Origin of the sequence: Micromonospora sp. RL09-050-HVF-A, from assembly GCF_019374995.1 — a bacterium.
Lineage (GTDB): Bacteria > Actinomycetota > Actinomycetes > Mycobacteriales > Micromonosporaceae > Micromonospora > Micromonospora antibiotica.
This window is the reverse complement of sequence record NZ_JAGKQP010000002.1, coordinates 6,020,398-6,044,438: the sequence shown is the minus strand read 5'-3', so window position 1 is coordinate 6,044,438 and position 24,041 is coordinate 6,020,398. Positions and strand designations below refer to the sequence as shown.

The window sequence follows — 24,041 nt, the reverse complement described above, 5'->3', positions numbered from 1 at the left end:
CCGGATCGGCGTCGGCCACGGGGTACCGGGTGTGCAACTGTTGGGACACGGCGCGCGCGGTGGTTGCCGCCCGCCGGACGGTGCAAGACTGGTACCCATGCCTGAGCTGCGGTCGAGGACCTCCACCCACGGTCGGACGATGGCCGGCGCCCGGGCCCTCTGGCGGGCCACCGGGATGACCGACGACGACTTCGGTAAGCCGATCGTCGCCATCGCGAACAGTTTCACCCAGTTCGTCCCCGGCCACGTACACCTCAAGGACATGGGTGGCCTGGTCGCGGACGCGGTGGCCGAGGCCGGCGGGGTGGGGCGCGAGTTCAACACCATCGCCGTGGACGACGGCATCGCCATGGGCCACGGCGGGATGCTCTACTCGCTGCCCAGCCGGGAGCTGATCGCCGACGCGGTCGAATACATGGTCAACGCGCACTGCGCCGACGCCCTGGTCTGCATCTCCAACTGCGACAAGATCACCCCGGGGATGCTGCTGGCCGCGCTGCGGCTCAACATCCCGACGGTCTTCGTCTCCGGCGGCCCGATGGAAGCCGGCAAGACGGTCGCGATCGAGGGCGTGGTGCACTCCAAGATCGACCTGATCGACGCCATGATCGCCTCCTCCAACGAGGCCGTCACCGACGACCAGCTCGGCGAGATCGAGCGCTCCGCCTGCCCGACCTGCGGCTCCTGCTCCGGCATGTTCACCGCCAACTCGATGAACTGCCTCACCGAGGCGATCGGCCTGGCCCTGCCCGGCAACGGCTCGACGCTGGCCACCCACGCCGCGCGCCGGTCGCTCTTCGTCGAGGCCGGCCGCACCGTCGTCGACATCGCCAAGCGGTGGTACGACCACGACGACGCCTCCGTGCTGCCCCGCAACGTCGCCAACCGCAAGGCGTTCGACAACGCGGTCGCCCTCGACGTGGCGATGGGCGGATCGACCAACACGATCCTGCACCTGCTCGCCGCCGCCCGTGAGGCCGAACTCGACTTCACCGTCGCCGACATCGACGCCGTCTCCCGCCGGGTGCCCTGCCTGGCCAAGGTCGCCCCGAACTCGCCGAACTACCACATGGAGGACGTGCACCGGGCGGGCGGCATCCCGGCCATCCTCGGTGAGCTGGACCGCGCCGGCCTGCTGCACCGCGACGTGCACGCCGTGCACTCCCCCTCGCTGGCCCAGTGGCTCACCGACTGGGACGTCCGGAGCGGCTCCCCCACCCCGGAGGCGGTCGAGCTGTTCCACGCCGCGCCCGGCGGGGTGCGCACCGTCGAGCCGTTCTCCACCACCAACCGCTGGTCCACCCTGGACACCGACGCCGCGCAGGGGTGCGTGCGGGACCGGGCGCACGCCTACAGCGCCGACGGTGGGCTGGCCATCCTGCACGGCAATCTCGCGCCCGACGGTTGCGTGGTCAAGACCGCCGGGGTGCCCGACGAGTGCCTGACCTTCCGGGGCCCGGCCAAGGTCTACGAGTCGCAGGACGACGCGGTCGCGGCGATCCTCGCCAAGGAGATCGTCGCCGGGGACGTCGTGGTGATCCGCTACGAGGGCCCGAAGGGCGGGCCCGGCATGCAGGAGATGCTCTACCCCACCTCGTTCCTCAAGGGGCGCGGGCTGGGCCGGTCGTGTGCGCTGCTCACCGACGGCCGGTTCTCCGGCGGCACCTCCGGGCTGTCCATCGGGCACGCCTCCCCCGAGGCCGCCTCCGGTGGGCTGATCGCGCTTGTCGAGCCCGGCGACGAGATCGTCATCGACATCCCGGCCCGGTCGATCGCGCTGAACGTGCCCGACGACGTGCTGGAGGCCCGCCGGGTGGCGCAGGAGAAGCGGGACCGGCCCTACACCACGCTCGACCGGCAACGCCCGGTGTCCGCCGCCCTGCGCGCGTACGCCTCGATGGCGACCTCGGCCAGCGACGGCGCGTACCGCCGCGTCCCGGAGTGACCGGCCGGGCGGCTTGATCGTCTCCACGTCAGCGATGTAGCGGTATCCGACGACCGGGACACCGCTACATCGCCACCGATGAGTGGATCAACCGCCGGTCGCGCACGGCCTGCCGGGCACGCGGCGGCGCGGCGGTGGCCCGGTCGGCTCCGACTCCCTCCGGCACGCGTCGAACATATGTTCCCCGGCAGGTCACGTCAATCGGGGAACGCGCAGGTCGTCGTCCTCGGCGATCAGGCAGGGGCCGTCGTCGTCATGACCATGGACGGTGCGGCCGGCCCGGGTGAAGCGGACGCTGAGCGGGCGGCCGTGATGCCGGGCGGCCAGCCGCCGCAGCCCCGGCACCGGGTCGGGCGGCAGCGGACGGGGCATCGACCGGGGCACCGGGACCGGCGTCCGGGGGTCGGCCGGCACGGTCTGCGGGAGGGTGACGTCGAGACATTCCAGGCAGTGCGCCACGGCCGCCGCGAGACCGGGCCGGTCGGGCAGGTCGTCGGGGCGTACCGGGGTGGCCGGTGGGCGCAGGTCGACCGACCAGAGCACCCCGTGCGCCCGCAGCGGCGCGACCGGGTGCCGTCGCAGGTCCAGCACGTTCACGAGCAGGGCCAGGTCCAGACCGTAGGCGAGCCGGAGCAGTTCGGCCAGCGGCGGCGCTTCGGGGCGTACGGCGGTGACCAGCAGTCGCGCGGCGGGCAGCGCCGGGCCGACGGCGGCCACCTGCTCCCCCACCGGGTCCGCGCCGGCCCAGGGCAGGGCGACGTAGCCGTCGCGCACGTCCGGTGGGAGGGCGTGGCCGCCGTCGGCCTCGGCGAGATCCTCCGGGCGTACGCCGAACACGGTCGCCCAGGCACCCAGCCGGTAGCGGTCGGGGAGCCGGACCACCGACCGGCCGCCCGGTCTCACGCTGGCCGTCGACACGGGTTCCGGTGTGCCGGCCCGCCACGCGAGGTGGACCACCCGGCGCCGTAGGTCGGTCAGGGTGATCAGGGCGGCCCGGTGCACCCGGCCGGTGCCGGCGCAGGTGGCGCAGGGCAGCACCGATGCCACCGGGCGGCGGGCGGGGCGGCAGGTCGGGCAGGGCCGTGACGGCACCGGCTCGCCGAGCCAGGGCGGGTCCGGTGGTTCGGCGGCCCGGTGCAGCGGCGTCCCACCACGGTGCGCGCCGTCGGGCCGACGCGTCCGGTCGCTGCTCACGCCGTCGGGCCGGGGCGTCGTGCCACGGCCCGGGCCGTCGGGCTGCTGCGGCCGGTCGCGGCGCAGGCCGGTGGGCCTGCCGACCGGGTCGTCGTGCGCCGGGGCGTCGGGGCGCAGGGCGGTGTGCCACCAGCGGCCGTCCCGCCACACGGCCTGCGCGCCGGGCGGCCGGCCGCCGCCCACCCGGCCGGCGCAGTCGGCGCGCACCCGTCGGGCGACCCGCGCCACGCTGATGGTCGCCGCCGGGGCCGACGCCCGCAGCGGGTCGGGGCGGAGCTGCCACGCGGGGGCGTTCCGGCCGCGCTCGCCGAGGCCGGTCAGCGCGTCGGCCACGTCGGTGCCGGCCAGGGCCGCCGTCAGGTCGGCGTAGCCCGGCTCCGGTGGCAGGCCGGGCACCGGGGAGCCGGGCATCTCGTAGCGGACGGCCCAGCGCAGGGTGTCGCCGTACCGGCGGGCCTCCACGACCAGGTCGAGCAGGAGCAGGTCGGCCAGCGCGCAGAGCCGGACCAGCCGCTGTGCCGGGTCGACCGGGGGCGGGGCAGTCGACCGGCCCACCCACACCCGCCACCCCGGCCGGGCCGCCCCGGCGAGGGCCCGCGCCGCAAGCTCCTGCCGCTCGGCCGCCGGCAGGTCGGGCCGCCAGCCCGTCGGCACCGGTACGACCACCGGGTCCACGGTGACGGCGACGCCGGCTTCGGCGGCCAGTTCGCGTACCCGGGGAGTCAGGTCGACCACCCAGCCACCCGCCGGCTGCGGACGGGGTTCGAGGGTGCCCGGCAGCACCTCGCGGGATGCGACCGCGCCGGTGTCGAGGTTGGCCACGGTCAGCACGAGTTGGGCCCGCCGTAGGCCCCGCCGCGCGCACCGGTGGCAGCCGGCCGGGATGGTGCCGTCGCAGTCCGGGCAGGCGACGGTAGGTGCGCCGGTCACCGGGGCGGCCGGGCCGTGCAGGGCCCGTCGTGGTCGACGCGGCGCACGCAGCGCGGCCCGCCGGGCAGCGGCAGGTCGCAGAAGACCCGATGGCGTACGCCCTGTTCGTCCTCGGCCGAGACGGTCGCCTCACCGGCGTCCACCTGCGACAGGAACGTCACCGACCGGGCCAGCGCCGCCGCGAACCGGTGGGCGGCGGGCAGGTCGGCGGCGGTGAACGGCAGGTGCGCCACCCAGCGCCCGCTCACCGGCGGGTCGCCGGGTGGGTGCCGGCGGGGCGGACCTGATGGGGAATCGCGCACACGGCGCACCTCCTCGACGACCATTCGATGCGGCAATTAGTAAACCGTGGAAATTCCACGACCATCGCCTTGGACAACGTCATCTTGTAAGGTCGGAGGCGCCATCTCAATGAATGTCCCTACACACTGTTCCGCTAATCGTCGGCAACATTCGGTGTTCCATATCGGGACGTCGGGATGTTGCAAAACGCAACGGGGAAAGGAGGCCGGATGGCCGAGGACATGGGATCGACGGTCCCCCGTCGCCGACTCGGCAGGGCCCTGCGTGACCTGCGCACCGAGGCCGGGATCACGCTGGACGCCGCCGCCGAGGCGCTGGAGTGCAGCCGGCAGAAGGTGTGGCGCATCGAGAGCGGGCTCGGCTCGGCACGCAGCGTCGACGTCCGGGCCATGTGCGAGCTGTACCGGGCGAAGAACGAGCTGACCCGGGCGCTGATCGCACTGGCCGGCGAGACGAGGGCGAAAGGCTGGTGGCACGCGTACGGCGACGCCATTCCCGACTGGTTCGAGCTGTACGTCGGCCTCGAATCCGCCGCGTCGAGGCTACGCTTCTACAAGAACAGTCTCGTGCCGGGCATTCTGCAAAGCCGGGACTATGCGCTGGGCATCTATCGGATCGACCAGCCGGAGATGAGCCAGGAAGATCGGGAGCTGGCGGTCGAGCTGCGGTCGCAGCGGCAATCGCTGCTCACCCGCCGTCTGCCGAAGGCCCCGCAGGTCGAGGTCGTGCTCTGCGAGTCGGTCCTGCTCCGCCCGGTCGACAGCTCGGCCACGATGGCGGACCAACTCCGGCGGCTGCTTCAGCTCAGCGAGCAACCCAACGTCTCGATCCGCGTCATGCCCCTGATCGCCGGCCCCCACCACGGCACGGTTGCTGGCGAGTTCGTCCTGCTCGACTTCCCGCTCGGAAACCGGAGCACCCCAGATCCATCGGTGGTCTACAGCGAGGCCATCACCGGCGCTCTCTACCTCGACCGACCAGGTGAGTTCGCCGCCTATGAGAAGGTCTGGTCGAGCCTGCTAACTCTTACCCTCGATGAGGAACAATCGAGGCAACTGATCAACAAGATCATCGGGGAGGTCCACCATGGTTGATCTGAGCGGTGCGCGCTGGCGCAAGAGCACCCGCAGCGCAGGAAACGGCGGCGAGTGCGTCGAGGTCGCCGACAACCTGCCCGGCATCGTCGCCGTACGCGACAGCAAGGACCCGGCGGGGCCGGTGCTCACCTTCACCCCAGCCGCCTGGACTTCTTTCACCCACACCACCAAGCGAAACGTGTGACCCCGGCCGGTTGATCCACTCCATGGCGGCGATGTAGCGGTATCCCACAATCAGGACACCGCTATGTCGCCGCCAACGAGTCGATCAATCAGCCACGAGCGATCCCGAGACCGGCAGCAACGGCCCGTGCGCGAGTCAAGGTGACTGCCAGGGTGCCCGCACACCCGTGAACCGCCGTCAGTAGTACTCGCGGATGTAGCCGAGGGCCCGCTCGTACACGTCGGGGTCACGGATCTTGAATTTGATGTAGAGCGTCTTGCGGAGGGCCTGCTGGACCAGGCGGTCGCCGTCGCGGGTGTCCTGCCAGCCCGTGAAGCGCACCGCCCGCACGACCTCGTCGACCTCGGCGACGATCCGTTCGGCGATGATCGGGGTTCCGTTGCCCCTGAGGGACTGGAACAGCTCCGTCAGGGCCGCCTTGCCCTGCTCCTCGCGGGGGACCTCGGCGGCTTCCTTCTCTGCGGCCACGGTGTCCTTGGCCAGGAGGAACAGCTCCTTGAGAAACTCCAGGCTGGCCTGCTGGGAGTGCGCGTACTTCTCCCGCAGTGCCGTGAGCCGCTTGCCGAGTTCGATGAAGACAGGATTACCCAGGTGCCTGGCGATGCGGGCGGTAATCCACTTTTCGACCTCGATGGGGTCGACGTCCGTTGGCCGGCCCGACATCAGGTCCTCGATCACCTGGGCGTCCAGGACGATCGTGTCGAGGTCGGTGCGGGGCACCTCCACGGTGACGTGCGCGTTGATGAGTTCCAGGGTTTTCGCGCCGAGGGTGTGCCATACCAGCCGGCCGGCGACGTCCGCCGGCCGCACCGACTCGTAGACGTCGGTGAGCCACCGGTAGTCGGCCTGGTGGGTCGAGAGGACCGGGTCGGGGCTGAGGGTCTCCCAGAGTTGGGCGACGACGCTGAATGCCTGGCCGAAGGCGTCGCGGGCCGCGTCGCCGCTGATCGCGGTCTGCGCGGCGATGAGCCCCTCGTAGCCGCCCACGGTCCGGTCGACGCCGGGAAAGAAGGCCAGCGCGGCCTGGATGGCCGGGCCGAGCTGACCGCGCAGCACGTCGATGTTGCTGATGACCTGCTGGACGCTCTTCTCGTCGAAGGCGAACGCCTTGGCGACGTCGTCGAAGATGCCCAGGTAGTCGACGATCAGACCGTGTGTCTTGGCCGGCGGGTAGACCCGGTTGGTGCGGGTGATCGCCTGGAGCAGGTTGTGCTCCTTGAGCGGCTTGTCGACGTACTGCGCGTAGAGGATCGGCGCGTCGAACCCGGTGAGCAGCTTGGCAGTCACGATGCTGATCTTCAGCGGGTCGGCCGGGTCGTTGAACCGGGCGGTGATCCGCTCCAACTCGACCCGGTCGGGGGTGTATTCCTTCCATCCCTTCGGGTCCCGCGCGCTGTGGCTCATGACGACGGTGCAGGCGTCGGGGCCGAGGAGCTTGTCGAGTTCCGCCTTGTAGGCGACGCAGGTCGGCTTGTCGTAGACCACCACCTGAGCCTTGAAGCCCTGCGGCTCGACCTTCGCCCGGAAGTGCCCGGCGATGTCGGCGGCAATCCGGCGAACCCGCCCGTCGGCCTTGATCAGCGACTCCAACGAGGCGGCCCGCCGTGACAGCGTGCTCTTGTCGGCCTCGGTCAGCCCATGCTGCTCGGCCAGCTCGGCGAACGCGGCGTCGATCGCCGCCGCGTCGAGGTGGATCTCCGACAGGCGCGGCTCGAAGTGCAGCGGCAGCGTCGCCCCGTCCCGGATCGAATCCTGGAACGAGTACCGCGACAGGTAGCCACCGTCGTCCAAAGTGGACCCAAACCACATGAAAGTGTTGCGGTCGCGCCTGTTGATGGGAGTGCCGGTCAGACCGAACAGGAACGCGTTCGGCAGGGCCTCGCGCATCTTGCGGCCATAGTCGCCCTCCTGGGAACGGTGGGCCTCGTCGACCATGACGATGATGTTGTCGCGGTCGTCCAGCACCCCGGGTGCCTCGCCGAACTTGTGCACCGTGGTGATGATGACCTTGCGCGCGCCCGTACCGAGGAGGGCTTGCAGCTCACGGCGACTGTCGGTGGAGACCAGGTTCGGCACGTCCGAGGCGTTGAACGTGCCGGTGATCTGGGTGTCCAGGTCGATCCGGTCGACCACGATGATCACCGTGGGGTTCGTCAGCCCGGCCGTGGCACGCAGCTTCTGCGCGGTGAACACCATGAGCAGCGACTTGCCCGAACCCTGGAAGTGCCAGATCAGGCCCTGCTTGATCTCGCCGGTCAGCACCCGCGCCACGATGAGGTTCGTCGCCTGGAACTGCTGGAAGCGGGCAATGATCTTGATCTTGCGATGCTTCTTGTCCGTGGCAAAGACCGTGAAGAAGCGCAGGAAGTCCAGCACCGCCGCTGGTGACAGCACGCCCGCGACGGCCGCGCGCACCGCCGCCAGGCCGCTCGGCGTCGGGGCGTCATCGGCGGTCTCCTCGCGCCACGGGCCCCACAGGTCGACCGTCATGCCGACCGAGCCGTAGCGGAAGCCCTTGCCCTCGGTGGCGAAGTTGAACACGTTCGGCACGAAGAAGGCTGGGACGTTGACCTCGTAGTCCTCGTTGATCTGCGCCGCCGCGTCGATCCACGTGTACGCCGGCCGGACCGGGGACTTCGCCTCACCCACGACCAACGGGAAGCCGTTGCACCACAGCACCAGGTCGAAACGGCGCTCCACCCGCCCGACCTTGTACGTCACCTCCGTGGAGATCATCCACTGGTTGGCGCTCGGCTCCGGGTTGTCGAAGTCGACGAGCCGGACCGTGACATGCTCCCCGGCCGGGCCGAACGGCATCGACTTCTGCCCGGTCAGCCACGCGGCGAACTCCTCGTTCGCCACCACCGGATTCGGCGTACGCCGGGCAGCCAGGATGATCGCCCGCAGGTGATGGATGACCTCGTCCGCCCGTCGGGGGTCGGCCTCGATCGCCGGGTTCAACCGCCGCAGCGCCTCCGTGACCGGCCCCTCCAGCAACACCTCGTCCACCCGACGCGGCAGATCCTTGCCAGCCACGAACTGAACGGCGGTGCAGGCGACAACATCCCGCACCAAGTCCCGCACCGTATTTGCCTCGGTGAAGGTCACCGCTCACCTCCGAAGATCGCCCGGCTGAGAGTCGCATAAAGCGCGCCAGCGGCAGAGACATGCCTCACCGCCGCATCCCGCTGCTCACTGAGGGTCTCGATTCGATCGACAATCTTGCGCTGTTCCGCCAGATTGGGCAGCGGCAGGGTGACCAACTTGAGCTTGCTCGCGCTGATATTCGCCTGCTGAACACCTTTTGAAATATGCATCCGAATGCGCTTCTGGCCGAGCCTCGAATTAATGAAATAGTTGAGGAATCTCGAATCCAGAACACTTGGATCGGGCCGAAGTCTCACCAAATACGATGCGAAAACGAAATCGCCATCCAACCCAAAAAGACCCGACCGCCCAACGTGCTCAAAGCTGTTCGTCCGATTGAATAGCACGTCACCCTTGGCAACGCGATAGGCGGCGAGTTCGGCATCACCAAGCTCGCAGTACTTGAGATCACGACCCACCACCACACCCGCATCCAGATTCGTCATGCGGAGCATGGGATAGGTGCCATTTTCGGCAGCCCGCACGGATAGTCCATACTGACATATCCCAAGGACTTCAGAGATGCGACGCTGAGGGAAGACTGGCTCTGCGAGAAGTGCATCAACTACTTCTTCTGCGACTCGGCCAACAGTCGAGACCACACGAGTCGCCGCACGGCGGTCACGCTCAACACTCCAGAGGAGTTCGGCGAGACGCCCCTGCTCGTCAAGCGGCGGAAGTTCGAAATCGTAACGCGCAATGTCAGACCAGTTGAGGTATGGATTCACAGACCCCTTCGACTCACGAACAGCGAAAGCATGAAACGCATCCGATTTCATCACGAAGGGCAGAAAACTCTGCAAAAGCTGGCCGGAGTCCCTAGTCTCAACGACAAATGTCGTGTTGGCGGTAATGCCGCTAAAATCAGCGACCGCCACTTTGCGCAGGTAAGCCCTACGGGAACCATAGAGCACCTGACCCGGATGGAACCGCCGATGGAAGGCAGGCCCGAGGTATCCGTCGCCCACTTGACCCCAACGGTGGATCTTCAGGTCGTCCGTATCCATGTGCTCGCCAGCAACGTACCGATCAACGACGCCCGAGCCAGGATCCACCTTTTCCCTCGAAGGTGCCGCAACGTCCCCCAAGGCGACACGCCCCCAACTACTCTTGTCAAGGCTGAGCGTCACCGAGACAGCTCCTTTCGCACGAAGGCGAGCACACCGTCAATCGCGATGTCGGCATCGGTAGCCGCAGCTAGCCACAGGGTTGCCGCTGCGGGAACGCTCATCTGACCAGCCTCATCAGCGGCAGCGTCAGCTGCTACATGGAGCGGAATCGCTAGACTGTACTGCTGATTGGCGATCTCGTCGAGGGTAGCGACGGCAGCGAATCCGTCATCATCGGCGAACGCCTCGTATGCCGCCAGGATCCTCTTCTGGTGATGCTCACGCAGGAACGACTGTGCCTGCTCGCGGGCGACCTCGTTGACCGCGTTGATGAAGAGAACTTTGCCGCGTTGCTCGGCGGACTTACTGGCGCGCAGCGTGACCACCACGGCCTCCATGGGCGAGTTGTAGAACAGCCCGGCCCCGAGTCCGATGACGGCTTCCAGCAGGTCGGACCGCACCAACTTCTCGCGCAGAGCCGCCTCTTCCCGGCGGAACAGCACGCCGTGCGGGAAGAGGATCGCGGCGCGGCCGGTCCTCTGGTCGAGGCTGGCGGCGATGTGCTGGAAGAAGGCATAGTCGGCGCGGCCCTGCGGCGGGACGCCCCACATGTTTCGGCCGTACGGGTCGTTGGTGAACGCGGTGCGGTTCCACGCCTTGATGGAGTACGGCGGGTTGGCCAACACCACGTCAAAGGTTCTCAGCTGACCACCGCGATCGAGGAAGGCGGGCTTGGTGAGCGTGTCGCCGTGCGCGACGTGGCCGTCGGCGATGCCGTGCAGGAACAGGTTCATCCGGGCGATGGCCGACGTGCCGTAGTTGAGTTCCTGCCCGTACAGGCGCAGGTTGCGCCACTCCTTGCCCTGGCGGCGCAGCTCGGCGGCGGTGGAGATGAGCATGCCACCGGTGCCGCAGGTCGGGTCGTAGACCGACTCCCCCGGCTCGGGCCTGAGCATCATCGTCATCAGGTGGACGAGGGTGCGGTTGGTGTAGAACTCCTGCGCGGTGTGGCCGGAGTCGTCGGCGAACTTCTTGATGAGGTACTCGTACCCCTGACCGAGTTCGTCCTCGGGCAGGTTGGCCACCGTGAGCGTCTTGGTGGAGAAGTGCTCGACGAGCTGCTTGATGGTCGCGTCGGGGAGCAGATTCTTGTTGCCCCAGTCGCCGTCGCCGAAGACACCGGCCAGGGTGTCCGGGTTGGCCGACTCGATCGCCCGCATGGCGGTGAGGATCGCCGCGCCCACGTCGCTCGCGACCTTGCGGACGTCCTGCCAGTGGGCACCGTCGGGGATGGCGAAACGGTGGTTCTCCGGCAGGTCGGCCAACTCGTCGTCACCGTAGACCTTCAGCGCGGCTGCATGCTCCTCGTCGTAGACGTCGGAGAGCCGCTTGAGGAAGACCAGCGGGAAGATGTACTGCTTGTAGTCGCCGGCATCGATGAGGCCGCGCAGCACGACGGCTGCGCCCCACAGGTACGACTCCAGTTCGCGCTGGGTGATGCGGGCGTTCACGCCGTCACCTCCGCCGGGGCGAGGCCCCACCGGGCGAGTTCGGCTTCCAACGCGGCGCGGGTCTCCCGGGCAGCGGCGTGGGCCGCTTCGAGGTCGGTCAGGGCCTGCTCCAGGGTCGGCTGGTCGCCCCCGTCGGCGGGGGCGACGTACAGCGGGATGTTGAGGTTGAAGCCGTGTGCCCGGATGTCGTCGAGCGTGGCGACCGCCGCCAGGCCGGGCGCCTCGGCGAACTCCCGGCAGGCGCGCAGCAGGGCGTCGGCGTGCTCGGGTTCGAGGGCGTTCTGGTTACGGCCGCGCTTGAACAGCGTCTCGCCGTTGACGAACAGCACCCGGCCTTTGCGCTCGTCGGCCTTGCGGCGGCGCAGGATGAGCACGCAGGCGGCGAGGCCGGTGCCATAGAAGAGATTCGGTGCGAGACCGATCACGGCCTCGACCAGGTCCGCCTTCAAGACGAACTCACGGATGCGCCCCTCGGCACCCTGGCGGAACAACGCGCCCTGCGGCAGCACGACGGCGACCCGACCGGTCCCGGGCGATGCCGAGTCGATCATGTGCTGGACCCAGGCCCAGTCGGCGTAACCCTTGGGCGGTACTCCCCCCAGGCGGTTGCGGCCCCACGGGTCGGTGCCCCAGGCCACGTCGCCCCAGTTCTTGAGGGAGAACGGCGGGTTGGCGATGACACAGTCGAACTGGGCGAGGCGCGAGCCGTCGTAGAAGGCCGGCGACCGGAGGGTGTCCTCCTGGGCGATCTTGAAGTCCTCGACGCCGTGCAGGAGCAGGTTCATCTTGGCGAGGCCGGAGGTGGCGAGCACCTTCTCCTGGCCGAACAGCCTGCCCCAGAGGGTCTGCGGCCGACCGCCCTGGCGCTTCACGTGCTCGATGACCTCGATGAGCATGCCGCCCGTGCCGCACGCCGGGTCGTAGACCGTCTCACCCTCCTGCGGATCCAGGATGTCGACGAGCAGCTTCACCACCGGGCGCGGGGTGTAGTACTCACCGGCCTTCTTGTTGGACTGGTCCGCGAACCGCTTGATGAGATATTCGTACGCCTGCCCGAACACATCCGGTGCGACGACCGCATTGCTCAACGTCCTGGTCGAGAAGTGCTCGATGAGGTCACGCAGCTTGGCGTCGGGCAGCTTGTCCTTGTTCGTCCAGGCAGCGCTGCCGAAGATGCCGTACAGCACGTCCGGGTTGGCCTTCTCGATCGCCCGGAAGGCGGTCACCAGGGCCTGCCCCACATTCTGGGTGCGGGCACGCACGTCCTCCCACAGGCTGCCCTCCGGAATGCCGAAACGGTGGTTCTCGGCGAACGACGCGTACTCGTGGTCACCGTCCGACTCCGCGAGCGCCCGCTCATACTCCTCGGTGTAGGCGTCGCTGATCCGCTTGAAGAACACCAGCGGGAAGATGTACGCCTTGAAGTCCGCCTGGTCGATGCTGCCGCGCAGCAGATCAGCAGCCCTGGCCAGATATTGCTCCAGCTCAGACAGGCTCAACGGGACGGCCAGTGTGTCCCGGGCGGACGCGGGGGGTCGCGCGAATCGGTCGATCATGACAGGTACCCGTTCACGGTCATACTCGGTGGTGTCTCCTCACGGGCCGCGTGCTGGCGCTCGCGCCGGTCCCACCGTAGTCGCAACTATGCACAGCGAGAGTTCCCGCCCGAGCGAGTTCTGCGTTCTGTCAGGCGGCTCCCGCGTTCCCATCATCGGCCAGCCGGGGGAATGACCGGGACGGCTGCCGGGGCGGGTTCAGGGGATCGGGCGGACCTGGGTGGCGCCCCGGTAGCAGCCGGTCCGGGCCGGCGGTGACGTCCAGCCCGCGCCGGTGATCCGCACTTCGGCCCAGACGCAGGTCCGGGTGCTGGTGAGCAGGTTGCCGTAGGCGGAGATGCCGGCGTAGTCGATGGTGAAGTCGTGGCTGCGGGCCGGGGTGTCCCCGTCGGTGACGGCGAGCACCACCCGGGCCGGCCGGGGCACGGTCGGGGTGCCCGCCGGGGCCGGCATGAACCGGGGCCAGCTCGCCCCGCAGACCGGTGAGTATCTCAGCTCCACCAGGCCGATCACCCGCTCGTCGATCAGCACCGCAGCGCTGTCGACGGTGGTGACGGCGGGGTCGGCGGCACACCCGGCGTCCTTGGGGTCCGCCCCGTCGTGCACCCGCAGGGCGGAAGCGGACCCGGTGGGTGTCGGGTCGGGCACCCCGGCGGGTGGGCCGGACGTGGCCGAGGTGACCGGCGGTTGGTCGACGGAGCGCCAGCCGATCGAGGCCAGGCCGACGGCGAGCACCATGAGCAGGCCCGCCCCGGCAGCGGGGAGCAGCAGCCGACGATCGGACCGACCGGCCGGCGCCGCAAGCGCCGGTCGGCCGCCGGGCGAGGACTCGGCAGCAGGCGGGGGCTCAGTAGCAGGCGAGGACCCGACGGCGGGCCGAGGCTCGACGGTAGGCGGGGAACCAGCGACGGGCGAGGGCTCGACGGCGGGCAGGGAATCGGCAGCGGGCGGGGACTCGGCGGTGCCGGGTGCGCGGTCGTCGGCCGCCGGATCGGGGGTGCTCGCGGCGACCCGGTGCCAGCGCCGGGCCCAGGCCGTCTCGTCGCCGCCGAGCGCCCGGACGTACGCCAGGGTGGTGTCCAGGGTGGGTAGCTTCCGGCCGCCGGCCGCCTCGGACAGCGAGCTGGACGACCGGTGGGCCCGGCGGGCCATCGCCTGGTACGTCGGCCGGCCGGCCCGGTCGCGCAGGCTGCGCAGCTCGGCGGCGAACGCCTGCACCGGGTCGGCGTCGGGATCGAGCGGGCGCTCCGTCCGGGCCACCGTGACTCCTCGGGTTGATTGACCAGCGCCGGCTATTGATTGTCCAACGCCACACAGCGTAGAGACGACTGTCGACGGAAGGTAGAGATGGGAGTCGACCCAACCCGGTCCGAAAGTCGACCATCCACATCGGAGGAACGATGACCACCGCACCCCGAACGTCGAGGGCTGTCCACCGGACGTTGGCCACCCTGGCCGCCAGCGCCCTGGTCGCCGCGAGCCTGCTCGTGGCGAGCCCGGCGAGCGCCGGCTGCCCCACCACCGGCTGCGACGGCACCGACCCGATCAACACCCAGTGCTCGGCCGACGCCCGCAACGCGACCAGCCAGCCGGCGTACATCATGAAGGGCGCGACCACGCTGGCCGTGGTGGAGTTGCGGTACAGCGCCACCTGCGGCACCAACTGGGGCAAGATCAGTAACCGGGTGACCCCGAACCGGGTCCAGGTCACCGCCTACCGGGACAGCCCGCGCAAGTCGACGCCGTGGTACGGCGGCACCGGTGCCCAGTACTACGGCGACCAGCTTGACGGCCAGAACTCGACGATCTGCGCGGTCGGCGAGGTCGTCTACAACGGCACCACGTACACCAGCACGCCGCTCTGCGCCTGACCGCTACGGCTCCGGCCTGACCGGGGAGGCTGCGGGCCGGCCGGGGCGGCGAGGTGCGCGCCGCCCACCGGGCGGCGGTGGGTGACGGTGGTCGCCCACCGCCGCGTGCGCCGGCCGACCACCGTCAGGTGGTGACGGTGCCCCGCAGCAGGTCCCGGGCGTGGGCGATGGCCGCCGGGGTGTCGGCGAAGACCAGCCCGTCGCGGCGCAGCTCGTCGGCCACCCCGAGGGTCGCCAACACCTGGTCGTGGTCGGGGGTGATCCCGGAGAGCAGCACGGTGATCCCCCGGCCCCGCAGTCGCCGGACGGCGTCGCCGAGCACGTGCGCGCCGGTGGCGTCCAGCGCCGACACCCGCGACATCCGCAGGATGACCACCCGGACGTCGGCCACCTCGGACAGCTCCAGCAGGAAGGTGTGCGCGGCGGCGAAGAACAGCGGCCCGTCCAGCCGGTAGGCCACGATGTGCTCGGCCAGCAGGGCGTGCTCCTCGGCGCTGTGCTCCCCCCGGTCGAGCGGGACCTGTTCCAGCCGGGCGCTGCGGGCCACCGCGCGCAGCGCGATCACCACCGCCACGGCCACCCCGACGGCGACGGCGGTGACCAGGTCCCAGGCGACCGTGACGACGAAGGTGAGCACCAGCACCAGGGCGTCGCCCCGGGTGGCGCGGGCCAACGCCCACAGCGACCCGGCCTCGACCATGCGTACCGTGGTGGCGAGCAGCACCCCGGCCAGCGCGGCGAGCGGAATCCGGCCGACCAACGGGGCGGCGGCCAGGACGATCGCGGCGAGCGCCACCGCGTGGGTGAACGCGGCCAGTTTCGACGACGCCCCGGCGCGGACGTTGACCGCCGTGCGGGCGATCGCGGCGGTGGCCGGGATGCCGCCGAACAGCGGCGAGGCGAGGTTGGCCAGGCCCTGACCGAACAGTTCCCGGTCCGGGTCGTGCCGTTGCCCGACGGTCATCCCGTCGGCGACGGTGGCCGACAGCAGGCTCTCCAGCGCGGCGAGCGCGGCCACCGCCAGCGCCGACGGCAGCAGCACGCCGACCGCGCCGGGGTCGAGGAAGCCCAGCGACGGCGCGGGCAACCCCTGCGGCAGCGCACCGATCCGGACCAGCTCGACCGGGGCGGTCTCGGCGAGCACCGTGGCGGCGGCCACCCCGAGCAGCGAGAAGGGTACGCCGGGCCGCCAGCGTGCGCCGAGCAGCATCAGCGCCGCCACCCCGAGCGCGACGGCCAACGCCACCGGCCGGGGGTGCACGACGAACCGGGCGACCGCGTCGGCGGCGACGGCCCAGACCCGGTCGCCGTGCGCGTCGGTCACCCCGAGCGCGGCGGGGAGTTGTTGCAGGGCGATGACCACGGCGATGCCGGCGGTGAAGCCCTCGATGACGGGGGTGGGCAGGTAGCGGACGTACCGCCCGAGGCGGGCCAGGGCGAGGGCGATCAGCAGCAGCCCGGCCAGTGCGCCGACCATCAGCACCCCGGTCGGGCCGAACTGCTGCACCACCGGCACCAGCACCACGGTCATCGCCCCGGTGGGGCCGGAGACCTGGAGGTGGGAGCCGCCGAACACGGCCGCCACCGCCCCGGCGACGACGGCGGTGACCAACCCGGCCTGCGCCCCCAGCCCGGAGGTGACGCCGAAGGCGAGGGCGAGCGGCAGGGCCACCACGGCCACGGTCAGCCCGGCGACCAGGTCCCGGCGGGGTGCCCGGCGTACCGCCTGCCAGTCGGCGCGGTCGGGCAGCAGGCCGAGGACCCGGTCGGCGACGGCGGCGACGCTCACCGGCCGGGCCGGGTCGGTGGGCCGTTCGTGGCGGGGGTACGGGGCCCGTCGCCGGCCACGACGGGATCGGACGGTCCGGCGGCGGGTACGGCTGCGGTGCTGCCGGCGACCGGGTCGGCGGTGCCGGCGCGGAGTTCGTCGAGGAGGGCGTCGCGGTCGGTGAGGACGGTGCCGAGGATGCGTCGGCCGGCGGCCAGCAGGTCGGCCACGTCGGGGGTGCTCAGCGAGTACATGACCAGCGGGCCGTCCCGGTAGGAGGTGACCATGCCGGCCCGGCGCAGCACGGCGAGCTGCTGGGACAGGTTGGACGGCTCGACCTCGATGACGGCGAGCAGGTCGCGGACCGGCTTCGGCCCGTCCTGGAGGAGTTCGAGCACCCGGATGCGTACGGGGTGACCGAGGGTGCGGAACAGCTCCGCCTTGGCCTGGTACAGCGGCACCGACACCGGCGACCTTCTTCCCGTTCGACGACGTGAAGACTTTAGCACTTGCACAATTCTTCAATTCACCTGTCGCGTGGTTCGTGACTCCCGCTTCGGGGCCCGGATCGCGCGGCGCGCCCCCGGCGTACCTGCCGGGGGCACACCGCAACGATCAGTCGACGCCCTGCCGACCAAGCACGGCCGCAGTGGTCAGCGTGGCCGCCCCGGATCGCTGGTCGACGCCGACAGCGCACCGCCGGCCGGCGCGAAGATCAACCGGGAGCGCAACTGCCGGAAACCGGTACGTTCCAGCTCGGCGACCACCGCCACCCGGTGGGCGTCCACGTCGGCCACCACCTCCCGGGCGCCGTCGGCCGCCAACGCCGCGACCGAGTCGGCCAGCAGGTCGCCGCGCGCCGACGGGTCGAGCACGCCGACGTAGCCGAGCATCGGGAAACAGGCGTCCCCGGCCGCCCCGGCCAACCCCACCGGCTCCCCGGCGGCCAGGGCGACCCGCCAGGTCGTGGCCGGGCCGGCCAGCCAGGCCCGGGGATCCCTGGCCAGGTCCACCCCGGCCACCGCCTGGGCGATCTCGCGGCCGGTCAGCACGTCCGGGTCGGCTATCCGGGCGACCAGGGCGTCGATCTCGCCGGTGTCGGTGGCCGGGCGGAAGGCGCGACGGCCGGAGGGTGCCGGAAGCGGGGTGCCCGCCCACGAGCACCGGAGTCGCTCACCCCGCTCGACCAGCCCGGCGAGCCGGGCCGCCGCCAGCGGTGCCCGGACCACGGCCAACACCTCCGGTCGACGCCGCCAGTGCGCCGGCAGGCCGGCGTAGTACCGGTGCGGACCACCGAGCGCCTCGTGGGCCGCGCGCAGCAGTGCCGCACCCACCTCCGGCCCGGCGGCCAGGTCGAAGCGGTCCAGCCAGGGCGCACCGACAGCTCCGGGCGGCAGGAGCCACGCGGCCCGGCCCACCACCCGGCCGTCCCGCAGGGCGATCCAGGTGCGCTCGGGCCGGTAGCCACCCCCGGCGACACCGTCGGCGTAACCGACCTTGCGCAGTTGGGGCAGCGGGTCGGGCATGGACTCGAACAGATCTTCCTCGCCCGCGACGAGCGGGCGGATGACCAGGTCGGTCATGGGGAATCCTCCGGAAAGCGAACGCCCCGGTCAGATCCGCGTGGACGCCGGGACGCGGAGGGGGCGCAGAACATCGGACATTGTTCTGACCTCCTTCCGGCTCGACGGCGTGCCGCGAAAACGTACTCTACGCGTACTCCATGATCCGCCGTGGCAACCAGCACGGGCTGCGGATCGTCGGCACCCTGAAGTCCGGGCCGGGGCTCAACGCCCTCGCCGTCTTCGAGAAATGAGCACGGGTCAGGCCGGCAGGAAGCGGACCGCGTCGGCGACGACGTACCCGTCGGTGCCCTCGGTGCGGATCAGCACGCTGCCGGCCGTCCCCGCCGGAAACTGGTACGTCCCCAGCGACACCCACTGCCCGCCCGACGCGCGCTGGTCGACCACCCGGGTGGTCACCCCACCGCCGTGCACCACGTCGACCGGGACGTTGCCGGCCCGGTTCGGGTCCGCCGTCCAGCGCAACTGGACCGCCCAACTCCCGGCCGTCGGCAGGGCAGGGGTGAACCGCAGCCGGTTGACACCCTTGCCGGTGTTGCCGTCGTGCTCGTAGTCCGACCCCCAGTAACCGCCGATGGCGGTGCTGCTCACCCAGACCCCGGCCCGGGTGACTCCGGCTGCCCGGTTGTCCACCACGATCTCGCCGTCGGCGGTGGGCGGCCAGCTCAGGATCTGCCCGTCCCGGCGCAACCGGGCCTGGAGGGCGGCGACGTCGACCTGCTGCACCGGCACCCCGGCATCCACCGCCAGCAGCGCCGCCGTCGCCGCGGACTGGGCGAGGATCATGAAGACCGGTTCCATCCGGATCGAGCCGTAGGCGATGTGGCTGGCCGACAGGCAGACCGGGACGAGGAGGTTGGCGCACTGCCCGGTGGTCGGCACGATCGACCGGTAGCTGATCGGGTACGGGCCGGGCACCCCGACCTGCACGTCGCCCTCGTTCTTCACCAACCCGTCGACCACCACCCGCTGGCAGTTGTGCGAGTCCATGGTGTAGCTGGCCAACCCGACCGAGTCGGCGGCCCGCACGCTGCCCCGGCAGTCCCGCTCGGTCATCACGTACGCCGACACCATCCGGCGGGCCTCGCGGACGTAGAGCTGCGGGGGCCACCCGCCGGTGGCGGTGAACTCGTCGGCGGCCAGGCCCCAGCGGGCCACCCCCGCCCGGACCGACGCCGGCAGCCGGGGGTCGTTGGCCAGGAACCACATCAGCCCCTGCTGGTACGTCAGGTGGTCGGCGACCATGCTGTCCCGCTGCGCCCGGGTCGCCGTCGGGTAGGCGTAGTTCACGCCGATGAAGTCGGTGGAGAACGCCCCGGTGTTGTTCGAGTCGGTCTTCCCGCCACCGACGCTCTGCGTGGTGAAGAACGGCCCGGTATACCCGGCCTGCACGTACCGCAGCAGCAGTTCGTAGTCGGCCGGGTCGTAGCCGGCCGGCTGCGGGAACGGGACCCGACCGGCGGCCTGGGTCAGGCACATCCGGAAGTTGTACGCCTGGATCCGGTCGTCACCGGTGCCGTTGCCCGCGACCGGGGCGGCGGAGATGCCGGGGAGCAGCCCGCTGGCCGGGCTGCCCGGCACCACGTACGGGTCGACCGGCAGGGTGAACTGGTGTGCCCCGCGCAGTTGCACCCCGTTGATCGTCTCGCCGTACGCGGTGTTGGCCTCCCGCCCGACCGTGTACGCCACCCCGGCGGCGGCCATCAGGTCACCCTCGTAGGTCGCGTCGACGAACATCGGGCCGGTGAAGAGCTGCCCGTTGTCGGTGACCAGGCCGGTGATCCGGTCCCCACTGCGCTGCACGGTGGTCAGCCGCGCGTTCAGGTAGACCGGCACCCCGTGCTCGGTGAGCAGCTCGTCGAAGACCCCGGCGGCCACGTGCGGCTCGAAGACCAGCCGCATCGGCGAATCGGGGGTGACCGGGACACCCTGGTACCTGGCGTACACCCGGCGGTAGAACTCCCCGGCGAGACCGCCGATGGCGGCGCTGGTGCCGCTGTCGGTGTAGCCGAGCCCACCGGTGGTGAGCCCGCCGACGTGGCTGCCCGGTTCGACGATCACGGCGGTGCGCCCCAACCGGTGTGCCTGCACGGCGGCGACGATGCCGGCCGAGGTGGCCCCGTAGACCACCAGGTCGGCGGTGACGGTGCCGGCGGCCAGGGCCGGCAGGCCGAAGCCAGTGCCGGCGGCCAGGGCGGGAAGCCCGGGACCGGTGCCGGCGACGACGACGAGGGTGGCCCCGCCGAGGCGGATCAGCTGACGGCGGGTGAACGCAGGCGACATCACGGCTGCCCTTCGCAGACGAGGGGAGGAGCGCGCCGCCGCACCCGGAACGCATCGACCCTCGCTGATCAGGTCAGAGCTGTCAAGGGCCCCTCCTGCCCCACACCCGACGGGAAGGAGGGCTCGGGCTGCCGACCGGCCTGGGTCGGGGTGGCCGGGCCGGACCCGTGGCACGGGCACCCCGGGCCGTCCCGTCAGCCCTCCGGGGCCGGGGCCGCGTCGTCGAGCAGGTCGTTGACGCAGCGCAGCACCGGCCGGGCGGTCAACGCCGCCGGGTCCAGCGGCGCACCGCAGGTCACCGTGAACGTCACCGACTCCCCCGGCAGCAGGGTGACCAGCGCCGCGTCGACCTCGGCGGCCGGGTCGAGCCGGTCCGGGAAGAGCGTCAGGTCACGCAGCACGGTCCGCGCGGTGACCCGGACCCGCTGCCCGCCGACGACCGGCTCCACCGTCGCGTCGAAACGGGCCGCCGGCCACTGCGCGTCCCGGTCCTCGGCGAAGAACCACAACGCCCGCTCGGCGCTGGCACCGGCCTCGGCGATCAGCAGTTCCCGGCGCTCCTCCTCCGCCACCGCCAGGTCCGCCGGCAACGGCACCGCCACCGCCGCGTACGCCGGCACGTCGAGCGGGTACGACGTCTTCGCCCTCGGCTCGCCGGTCAACGTCGACCGGGTCACCGTCACCGGGGCCCGCCACGGGGTGCCGGTCTCGTTCACCGCGATCAGGGCCAGCCCACCGTCGCGGGGCTGGACGGTGAGCAACCGGTCGGCGTACGCCCGGCGCAGCGCGTACCACAGGGGTTTGCGGCGACCGTCACCGTCGACCGCCGACCACGAGGTGACCGGCCAGCAGTCGTTGAGCTGCCAGACGATGGTGCCGGAGCAGACGTCCCGGTGCGACCGGAAGTGCTCCACCCCCAGCTGGATGGCCCGCGCCTGGTTGAGCTGGGTCAGGTAGTGCCAGTCGTCGAAGTCGGCCGGAGCGGGCAGGTGCGCGTCGAGACCCCGTCGCAGCTTGGCGTCCCCGTCGGCCGCCTTCTGGTGGTGGGCCATCCCCGGCGAGTCGTGCGCCAGCGGCTCGTCGGACAACGCCCGGCGCAGCGTCGCGTACGCCGGGGGCGCCTGGTAGCCGAACTCGGCGACGAACCGGGGGACGTACTCGCGGTACTTCGTGTAGTCGTCGGTGTTCCAGACGTCCCAGATGTGGGTGGTGCCGTGCGCCGGGTCGTTGGGGTGGATGTCCTCGACACCCGACCACGGGCTGCCCGGCCAGTACGGGCGGGTCGGGTCCAGCTCGCCCACCACCCGGGGCAGCAGGTCGAGATAGAAGCCCCGCCCCCAGGTGCGCCCGGCCAGCGGCTCCTGCCAATCCCAGTCGTGCCAGCCCCAGATGTTCTCGTTGTTGCCGGTCCACAGCACCAGCGACGGGTGCCCGGCCAGCCGGGTCACCTGCTCCCGCGCCTCCGCCTCGACCTCCGTGCCGAACGGCTCCTCCTCCGGGTACGCCGCGCAGGCGAACAGGAAATCCTGCTGCACCAGCAGGCCCCGCTCGTCGGCGAGGGAATAGAAGTCGCCCGACTCGTAACGCCCGCCGCCCCAGACCCGCAGCAGGTTGACGTTGGCGTCGGCGGCCTGGGTGAACCGGTGCGCCAGCCGGTCCCGGGTGACCCGGGTGGGAAACGCGTCGTCGGGGATCCAGTTGACCCCCCGCACCAGCACCGGCACGTCGTTGACGTGCAGGGTGAACGGGGTGCCGTGGGCGTCGGGGGTGGTGTCCAGGCGTACCGAACGGAACCCGATCCGCTGTGACCAGGTGTCCAACGGGGTGCCGTCGGGCGACGCCAGGGTCACCACCAGCGGGTGCAGCGGCTGTGCGCCGTACCCCCGGGGCCACCACAGTTCGGGGTCGGCGACGGTGAGGGTCAGCGCGGCCGTACGCCGCCCGGCCGCGACGGTCGCCTCGCCGGTCACCCCGGCGACCTCGGCGCGGACGGTCAGTGGCACGTCGGCCACCCGCTCGACCTCGACGTGCAGCTCGACCCGGCCCCAGCCGTCGACGACCGTCACCAGTGGACGGACGGTGCCGAGCCGGGCGGTGGACCAGGCGTGCAACCCGATCTCCTGCCAGATCCCGGCGGTCACCAGCGTCGGCCCCCAGTCCCAGCCGAAGTTGCAGGCCATCTTGCGGATGAACGCGAACGGCTCCGGGTAGGCGTTGGGCCGGTCACCGAGCCGTTCCTGCTGCTCCCCGGCATAGCGGTACGCCGAGTCGAACCGGACAGCGAGGGTGTTCTCCCCCGGCCGCAACGCCGAGGCCACGTCGAACCGGTACGACCGGTGCATGTTCGCGGTGCGGCCGACCTCGACGCCGTTGAGGGTGATCGTGGCGACCGTGTCCAACCCGGCGCAGACCAGATCGACCCGGTCGTCGTCGCCGGGCCGGTGCACGAACGTGGCCGCGTACTCCCAGTCGGTGCGGCCGATCCAGGCCGACGCCGTCTCGTTGTCGTCGAGGTAGGGGTCGTCGATCAGGCCGGCGGCGAGCAGGTCGGTGTGCACACACCCCGGCACGGTGGCGGGTATCGACCGCCCGGCGACGGCGTCGGGCACCTGCGGCCCGGACACCGCGCGCAACTGCCAACCCTCGTGCAACGCCAGACGGTTCACGATTTCACCGCGCCTTCCATGATTCCCCGGACGATCTGCCGGCCGCCGACGAAGAGCATCACCAGCAGCGGCACCGTGGCGATGAACGCCCCCGCGAGCACCCGACGGTAGATGACGTAGTTGCCACTCGCCAGATCGGAGACGGCCACCATCGAGGTCGGGTAGTCGGTGCCGCTGAGCGTGATCAGTGGCCACTGGAAGTCGTTCCAGGTCGCCACGAAGGTGAGCAGGCCCAGCACGGCCAGGGCCGGGCGGATCGCCGGCAGCACGATGCTGCGGTAGATCCGCATGGTGGTAGCCCCGTCGACCCGGGCCGACTCGACCAGCTCGTCCGGGACGCCGTTGACGATGAACTGCCGCATGTAGAACACCCCGAACGCGGTGACCAGACCGGGCGCGATCACCGCCAGCAGGGTGCCGTTCCAGCCGAGCCGGCCCATCACGATGTAGAGCGCGACGATGCCGAGCTGGTTGGGGACGGTGAGGGTGAGCACCACCAGGAGCATCAGCGTGTCGCTGCCCCGGAACCGCAGCTTGGCGAAGGCGAACCCGGCCAGCGAGCAGAAGAACAGCACCGAGGCGGTCACCACGGTCGACACGATGACGCTGTTGACCAGGGAGGCGGCGAAGTAGACGTCCTGGAGCGAGAAGACCTCCTCCAGGTTGGCCAGGAACCGGTTGCCGGGGACGACCGCCGGGGGCAGCTTCGCCAGCGCCTCGTCGTCGCTGGTGGCGATGACGAACATCCAGTACAGCGGGAACGCGGCGAACAGAAAGGTCAACGACAGCAGCAGGTACGTGCCGAGACCGGCCGGGGTGTCCTGCGGCGCGCGCCCCGACAGCGCGGGCCGGCGCACTGCGTTCCTCGCGCTCACCGATCCCCTTCCGCTCGCG

16 protein-coding genes and 1 pseudogene are annotated in these 24,041 nt (G+C 71.0%); 4 read left to right on the top strand and 13 right to left on the bottom strand.

The window, feature by feature from the left end:
- Positions 1-97 precede the first annotated feature (97 nt).
- Positions 98-1,945 (top strand): dihydroxy-acid dehydratase, encoded by a 1,848-nt coding sequence (gene ilvD, locus J7462_RS26775; protein WP_219468095.1) that lies wholly within the window; start codon positions 98-100, stop codon positions 1,943-1,945.
- A gap of 192 nt (positions 1,946-2,137) precedes the next feature.
- Here the strand turns inward: ilvD and J7462_RS26770 are convergent, their stop codons facing one another.
- Together J7462_RS26770 and J7462_RS26765 are read right to left on the bottom strand one after the other, a co-directional pair.
- Positions 2,138-4,069: a hypothetical protein gene (locus tag J7462_RS26770; RefSeq protein ID WP_219468093.1), complete on the bottom strand. Its 1,932-nt coding sequence runs from the start codon at positions 4,067-4,069 to the stop codon at positions 2,138-2,140.
- A complete protein-coding gene (locus tag J7462_RS26765; RefSeq protein WP_219468089.1) occupies positions 4,066-4,317 on the bottom strand; it encodes a hypothetical protein in 252 nt (83 codons plus the stop codon). The genes J7462_RS26770 and J7462_RS26765 overlap by 4 nt, the downstream gene beginning before the upstream one ends.
- A gap of 264 nt (positions 4,318-4,581) precedes the next feature.
- On the opposite strand from J7462_RS26765, the gene J7462_RS26760 reads away from it, so the two are divergent.
- On the top strand, positions 4,582-5,466 hold the full coding sequence (locus J7462_RS26760) for a helix-turn-helix transcriptional regulator (protein WP_219468087.1): 885 nt from the start codon (positions 4,582-4,584) through the stop codon (positions 5,464-5,466).
- Entirely contained in the window at positions 5,459-5,653 is a 195-nt protein-coding gene (locus J7462_RS26755; protein ID WP_219468084.1) for a DUF397 domain-containing protein, read from the top strand. The genes J7462_RS26760 and J7462_RS26755 overlap by 8 nt, the downstream gene beginning before the upstream one ends.
- A 177-nt stretch (positions 5,654-5,830) precedes the next feature.
- On the opposite strand, the gene J7462_RS26750 is transcribed toward J7462_RS26755, so the two are convergent.
- The 5 genes from J7462_RS26750 to J7462_RS33450 all read right to left on the bottom strand — a co-directional run bounded on the left by J7462_RS26750 (position 5,831) and on the right by J7462_RS33450 (position 14,236).
- Positions 5,831-8,689, bottom strand: a complete 2,859-nt coding sequence (locus J7462_RS26750; protein WP_308291044.1) for a type I restriction endonuclease subunit R — start codon at positions 8,687-8,689, stop codon at positions 5,831-5,833.
- A gap of 68 nt (positions 8,690-8,757) precedes the next feature.
- Positions 8,758-9,930: a restriction endonuclease subunit S gene (locus J7462_RS26745; protein WP_219468078.1), complete on the bottom strand. Its 1,173-nt coding sequence runs from the start codon at positions 9,928-9,930 to the stop codon at positions 8,758-8,760.
- Complete coding sequence (locus J7462_RS26740) at positions 9,927-11,420, bottom strand: class I SAM-dependent DNA methyltransferase (protein WP_219468075.1); 1,494 nt, start codon at positions 11,418-11,420, stop codon at positions 9,927-9,929. The genes J7462_RS26745 and J7462_RS26740 overlap by 4 nt, the downstream gene beginning before the upstream one ends.
- Entirely contained in the window at positions 11,417-12,919 is a 1,503-nt protein-coding gene (locus J7462_RS26735) for a class I SAM-dependent DNA methyltransferase (protein ID WP_255597913.1), read from the bottom strand. The genes J7462_RS26740 and J7462_RS26735 overlap by 4 nt, the downstream gene beginning before the upstream one ends.
- A 255-nt stretch (positions 12,920-13,174) precedes the next feature.
- Entirely contained in the window at positions 13,175-14,236 is a 1,062-nt protein-coding gene (locus tag J7462_RS33450; protein ID WP_219468068.1) for a helix-turn-helix domain-containing protein, read from the bottom strand.
- Positions 14,237-14,376: 140 nt separating this feature from the next.
- Between J7462_RS33450 and J7462_RS26725 the strand changes: the two genes are divergently transcribed.
- On the top strand, positions 14,377-14,847 hold the full coding sequence (locus tag J7462_RS26725) for a DUF2690 domain-containing protein (protein ID WP_219468063.1): 471 nt from the start codon (positions 14,377-14,379) through the stop codon (positions 14,845-14,847).
- 124 nt (positions 14,848-14,971) lie between these two features.
- Here the strand turns inward: J7462_RS26725 and J7462_RS26720 are convergent, their stop codons facing one another.
- The 6 genes and pseudogenes from J7462_RS26720 to J7462_RS26695 all read right to left on the bottom strand — a co-directional run bounded on the left by J7462_RS26720 (position 14,972) and on the right by J7462_RS26695 (position 24,004).
- Entirely contained in the window at positions 14,972-16,636 is a 1,665-nt protein-coding gene (locus J7462_RS26720) for a SulP family inorganic anion transporter (RefSeq protein ID WP_219468060.1), read from the bottom strand.
- 113 nt (positions 16,637-16,749) lie between these two features.
- Positions 16,750-17,082, bottom strand: a pseudogene (locus tag J7462_RS26715) (ArsR/SmtB family transcription factor); the annotation flags it as partial.
- Positions 17,083-17,268: 186 nt separating this feature from the next.
- The gene (locus J7462_RS26710; RefSeq protein ID WP_219468057.1) at positions 17,269-18,198 is read right to left on the bottom strand and encodes an acetyltransferase; all 930 of its coding nucleotides are present in this window, start codon (positions 18,196-18,198) and stop codon (positions 17,269-17,271) included.
- 240 nt (positions 18,199-18,438) lie between these two features.
- Positions 18,439-20,481 carry an FAD-dependent oxidoreductase gene (locus tag J7462_RS26705; RefSeq protein ID WP_219468054.1) on the bottom strand — a complete coding sequence of 681 codons (2,043 nt, stop codon included), beginning with the start codon at positions 20,479-20,481 and terminating at the stop codon, positions 18,439-18,441.
- Positions 20,482-20,675: 194 nt separating this feature from the next.
- Positions 20,676-23,147 carry a glycoside hydrolase family 2 protein gene (locus J7462_RS26700; protein ID WP_219468051.1) on the bottom strand — a complete coding sequence of 824 codons (2,472 nt, stop codon included), beginning with the start codon at positions 23,145-23,147 and terminating at the stop codon, positions 20,676-20,678.
- Positions 23,144-24,004 (bottom strand): carbohydrate ABC transporter permease, encoded by an 861-nt coding sequence (locus J7462_RS26695; RefSeq protein WP_219470743.1) that lies wholly within the window; start codon positions 24,002-24,004, stop codon positions 23,144-23,146. The genes J7462_RS26700 and J7462_RS26695 overlap by 4 nt, the downstream gene beginning before the upstream one ends.
- Between the last annotated feature and the right edge of the window lie 37 nt (positions 24,005-24,041).

What these genes read in the sequence shown, in the direction of transcription:
- ilvD (WP_219468095.1), top strand. Translation starts at nt 98, where the DNA reads ATGCCTGAGCTGCGGTCGAGGACCTCCACCCACGGTCGGACGATGGCC.
- J7462_RS26725 (WP_219468063.1), top strand. Translation starts at nt 14,377, where the DNA reads ATGACCACCGCACCCCGAACGTCGAGGGCTGTCCACCGGACGTTGGCC.
- J7462_RS26760 (WP_219468087.1), top strand. Translation starts at nt 4,582, where the DNA reads ATGGCCGAGGACATGGGATCGACGGTCCCCCGTCGCCGACTCGGCAGG.
- J7462_RS26705 (WP_219468054.1), bottom strand. Translation starts at nt 20,481, where the DNA reads ATGTCGCCTGCGTTCACCCGCCGTCAGCTGATCCGCCTCGGCGGGGCC.
- J7462_RS26755 (WP_219468084.1), top strand. Translation starts at nt 5,459, where the DNA reads ATGGTTGATCTGAGCGGTGCGCGCTGGCGCAAGAGCACCCGCAGCGCA.
- J7462_RS26710 (WP_219468057.1), bottom strand. Translation starts at nt 18,198, where the DNA reads ATGACCGACCTGGTCATCCGCCCGCTCGTCGCGGGCGAGGAAGATCTG.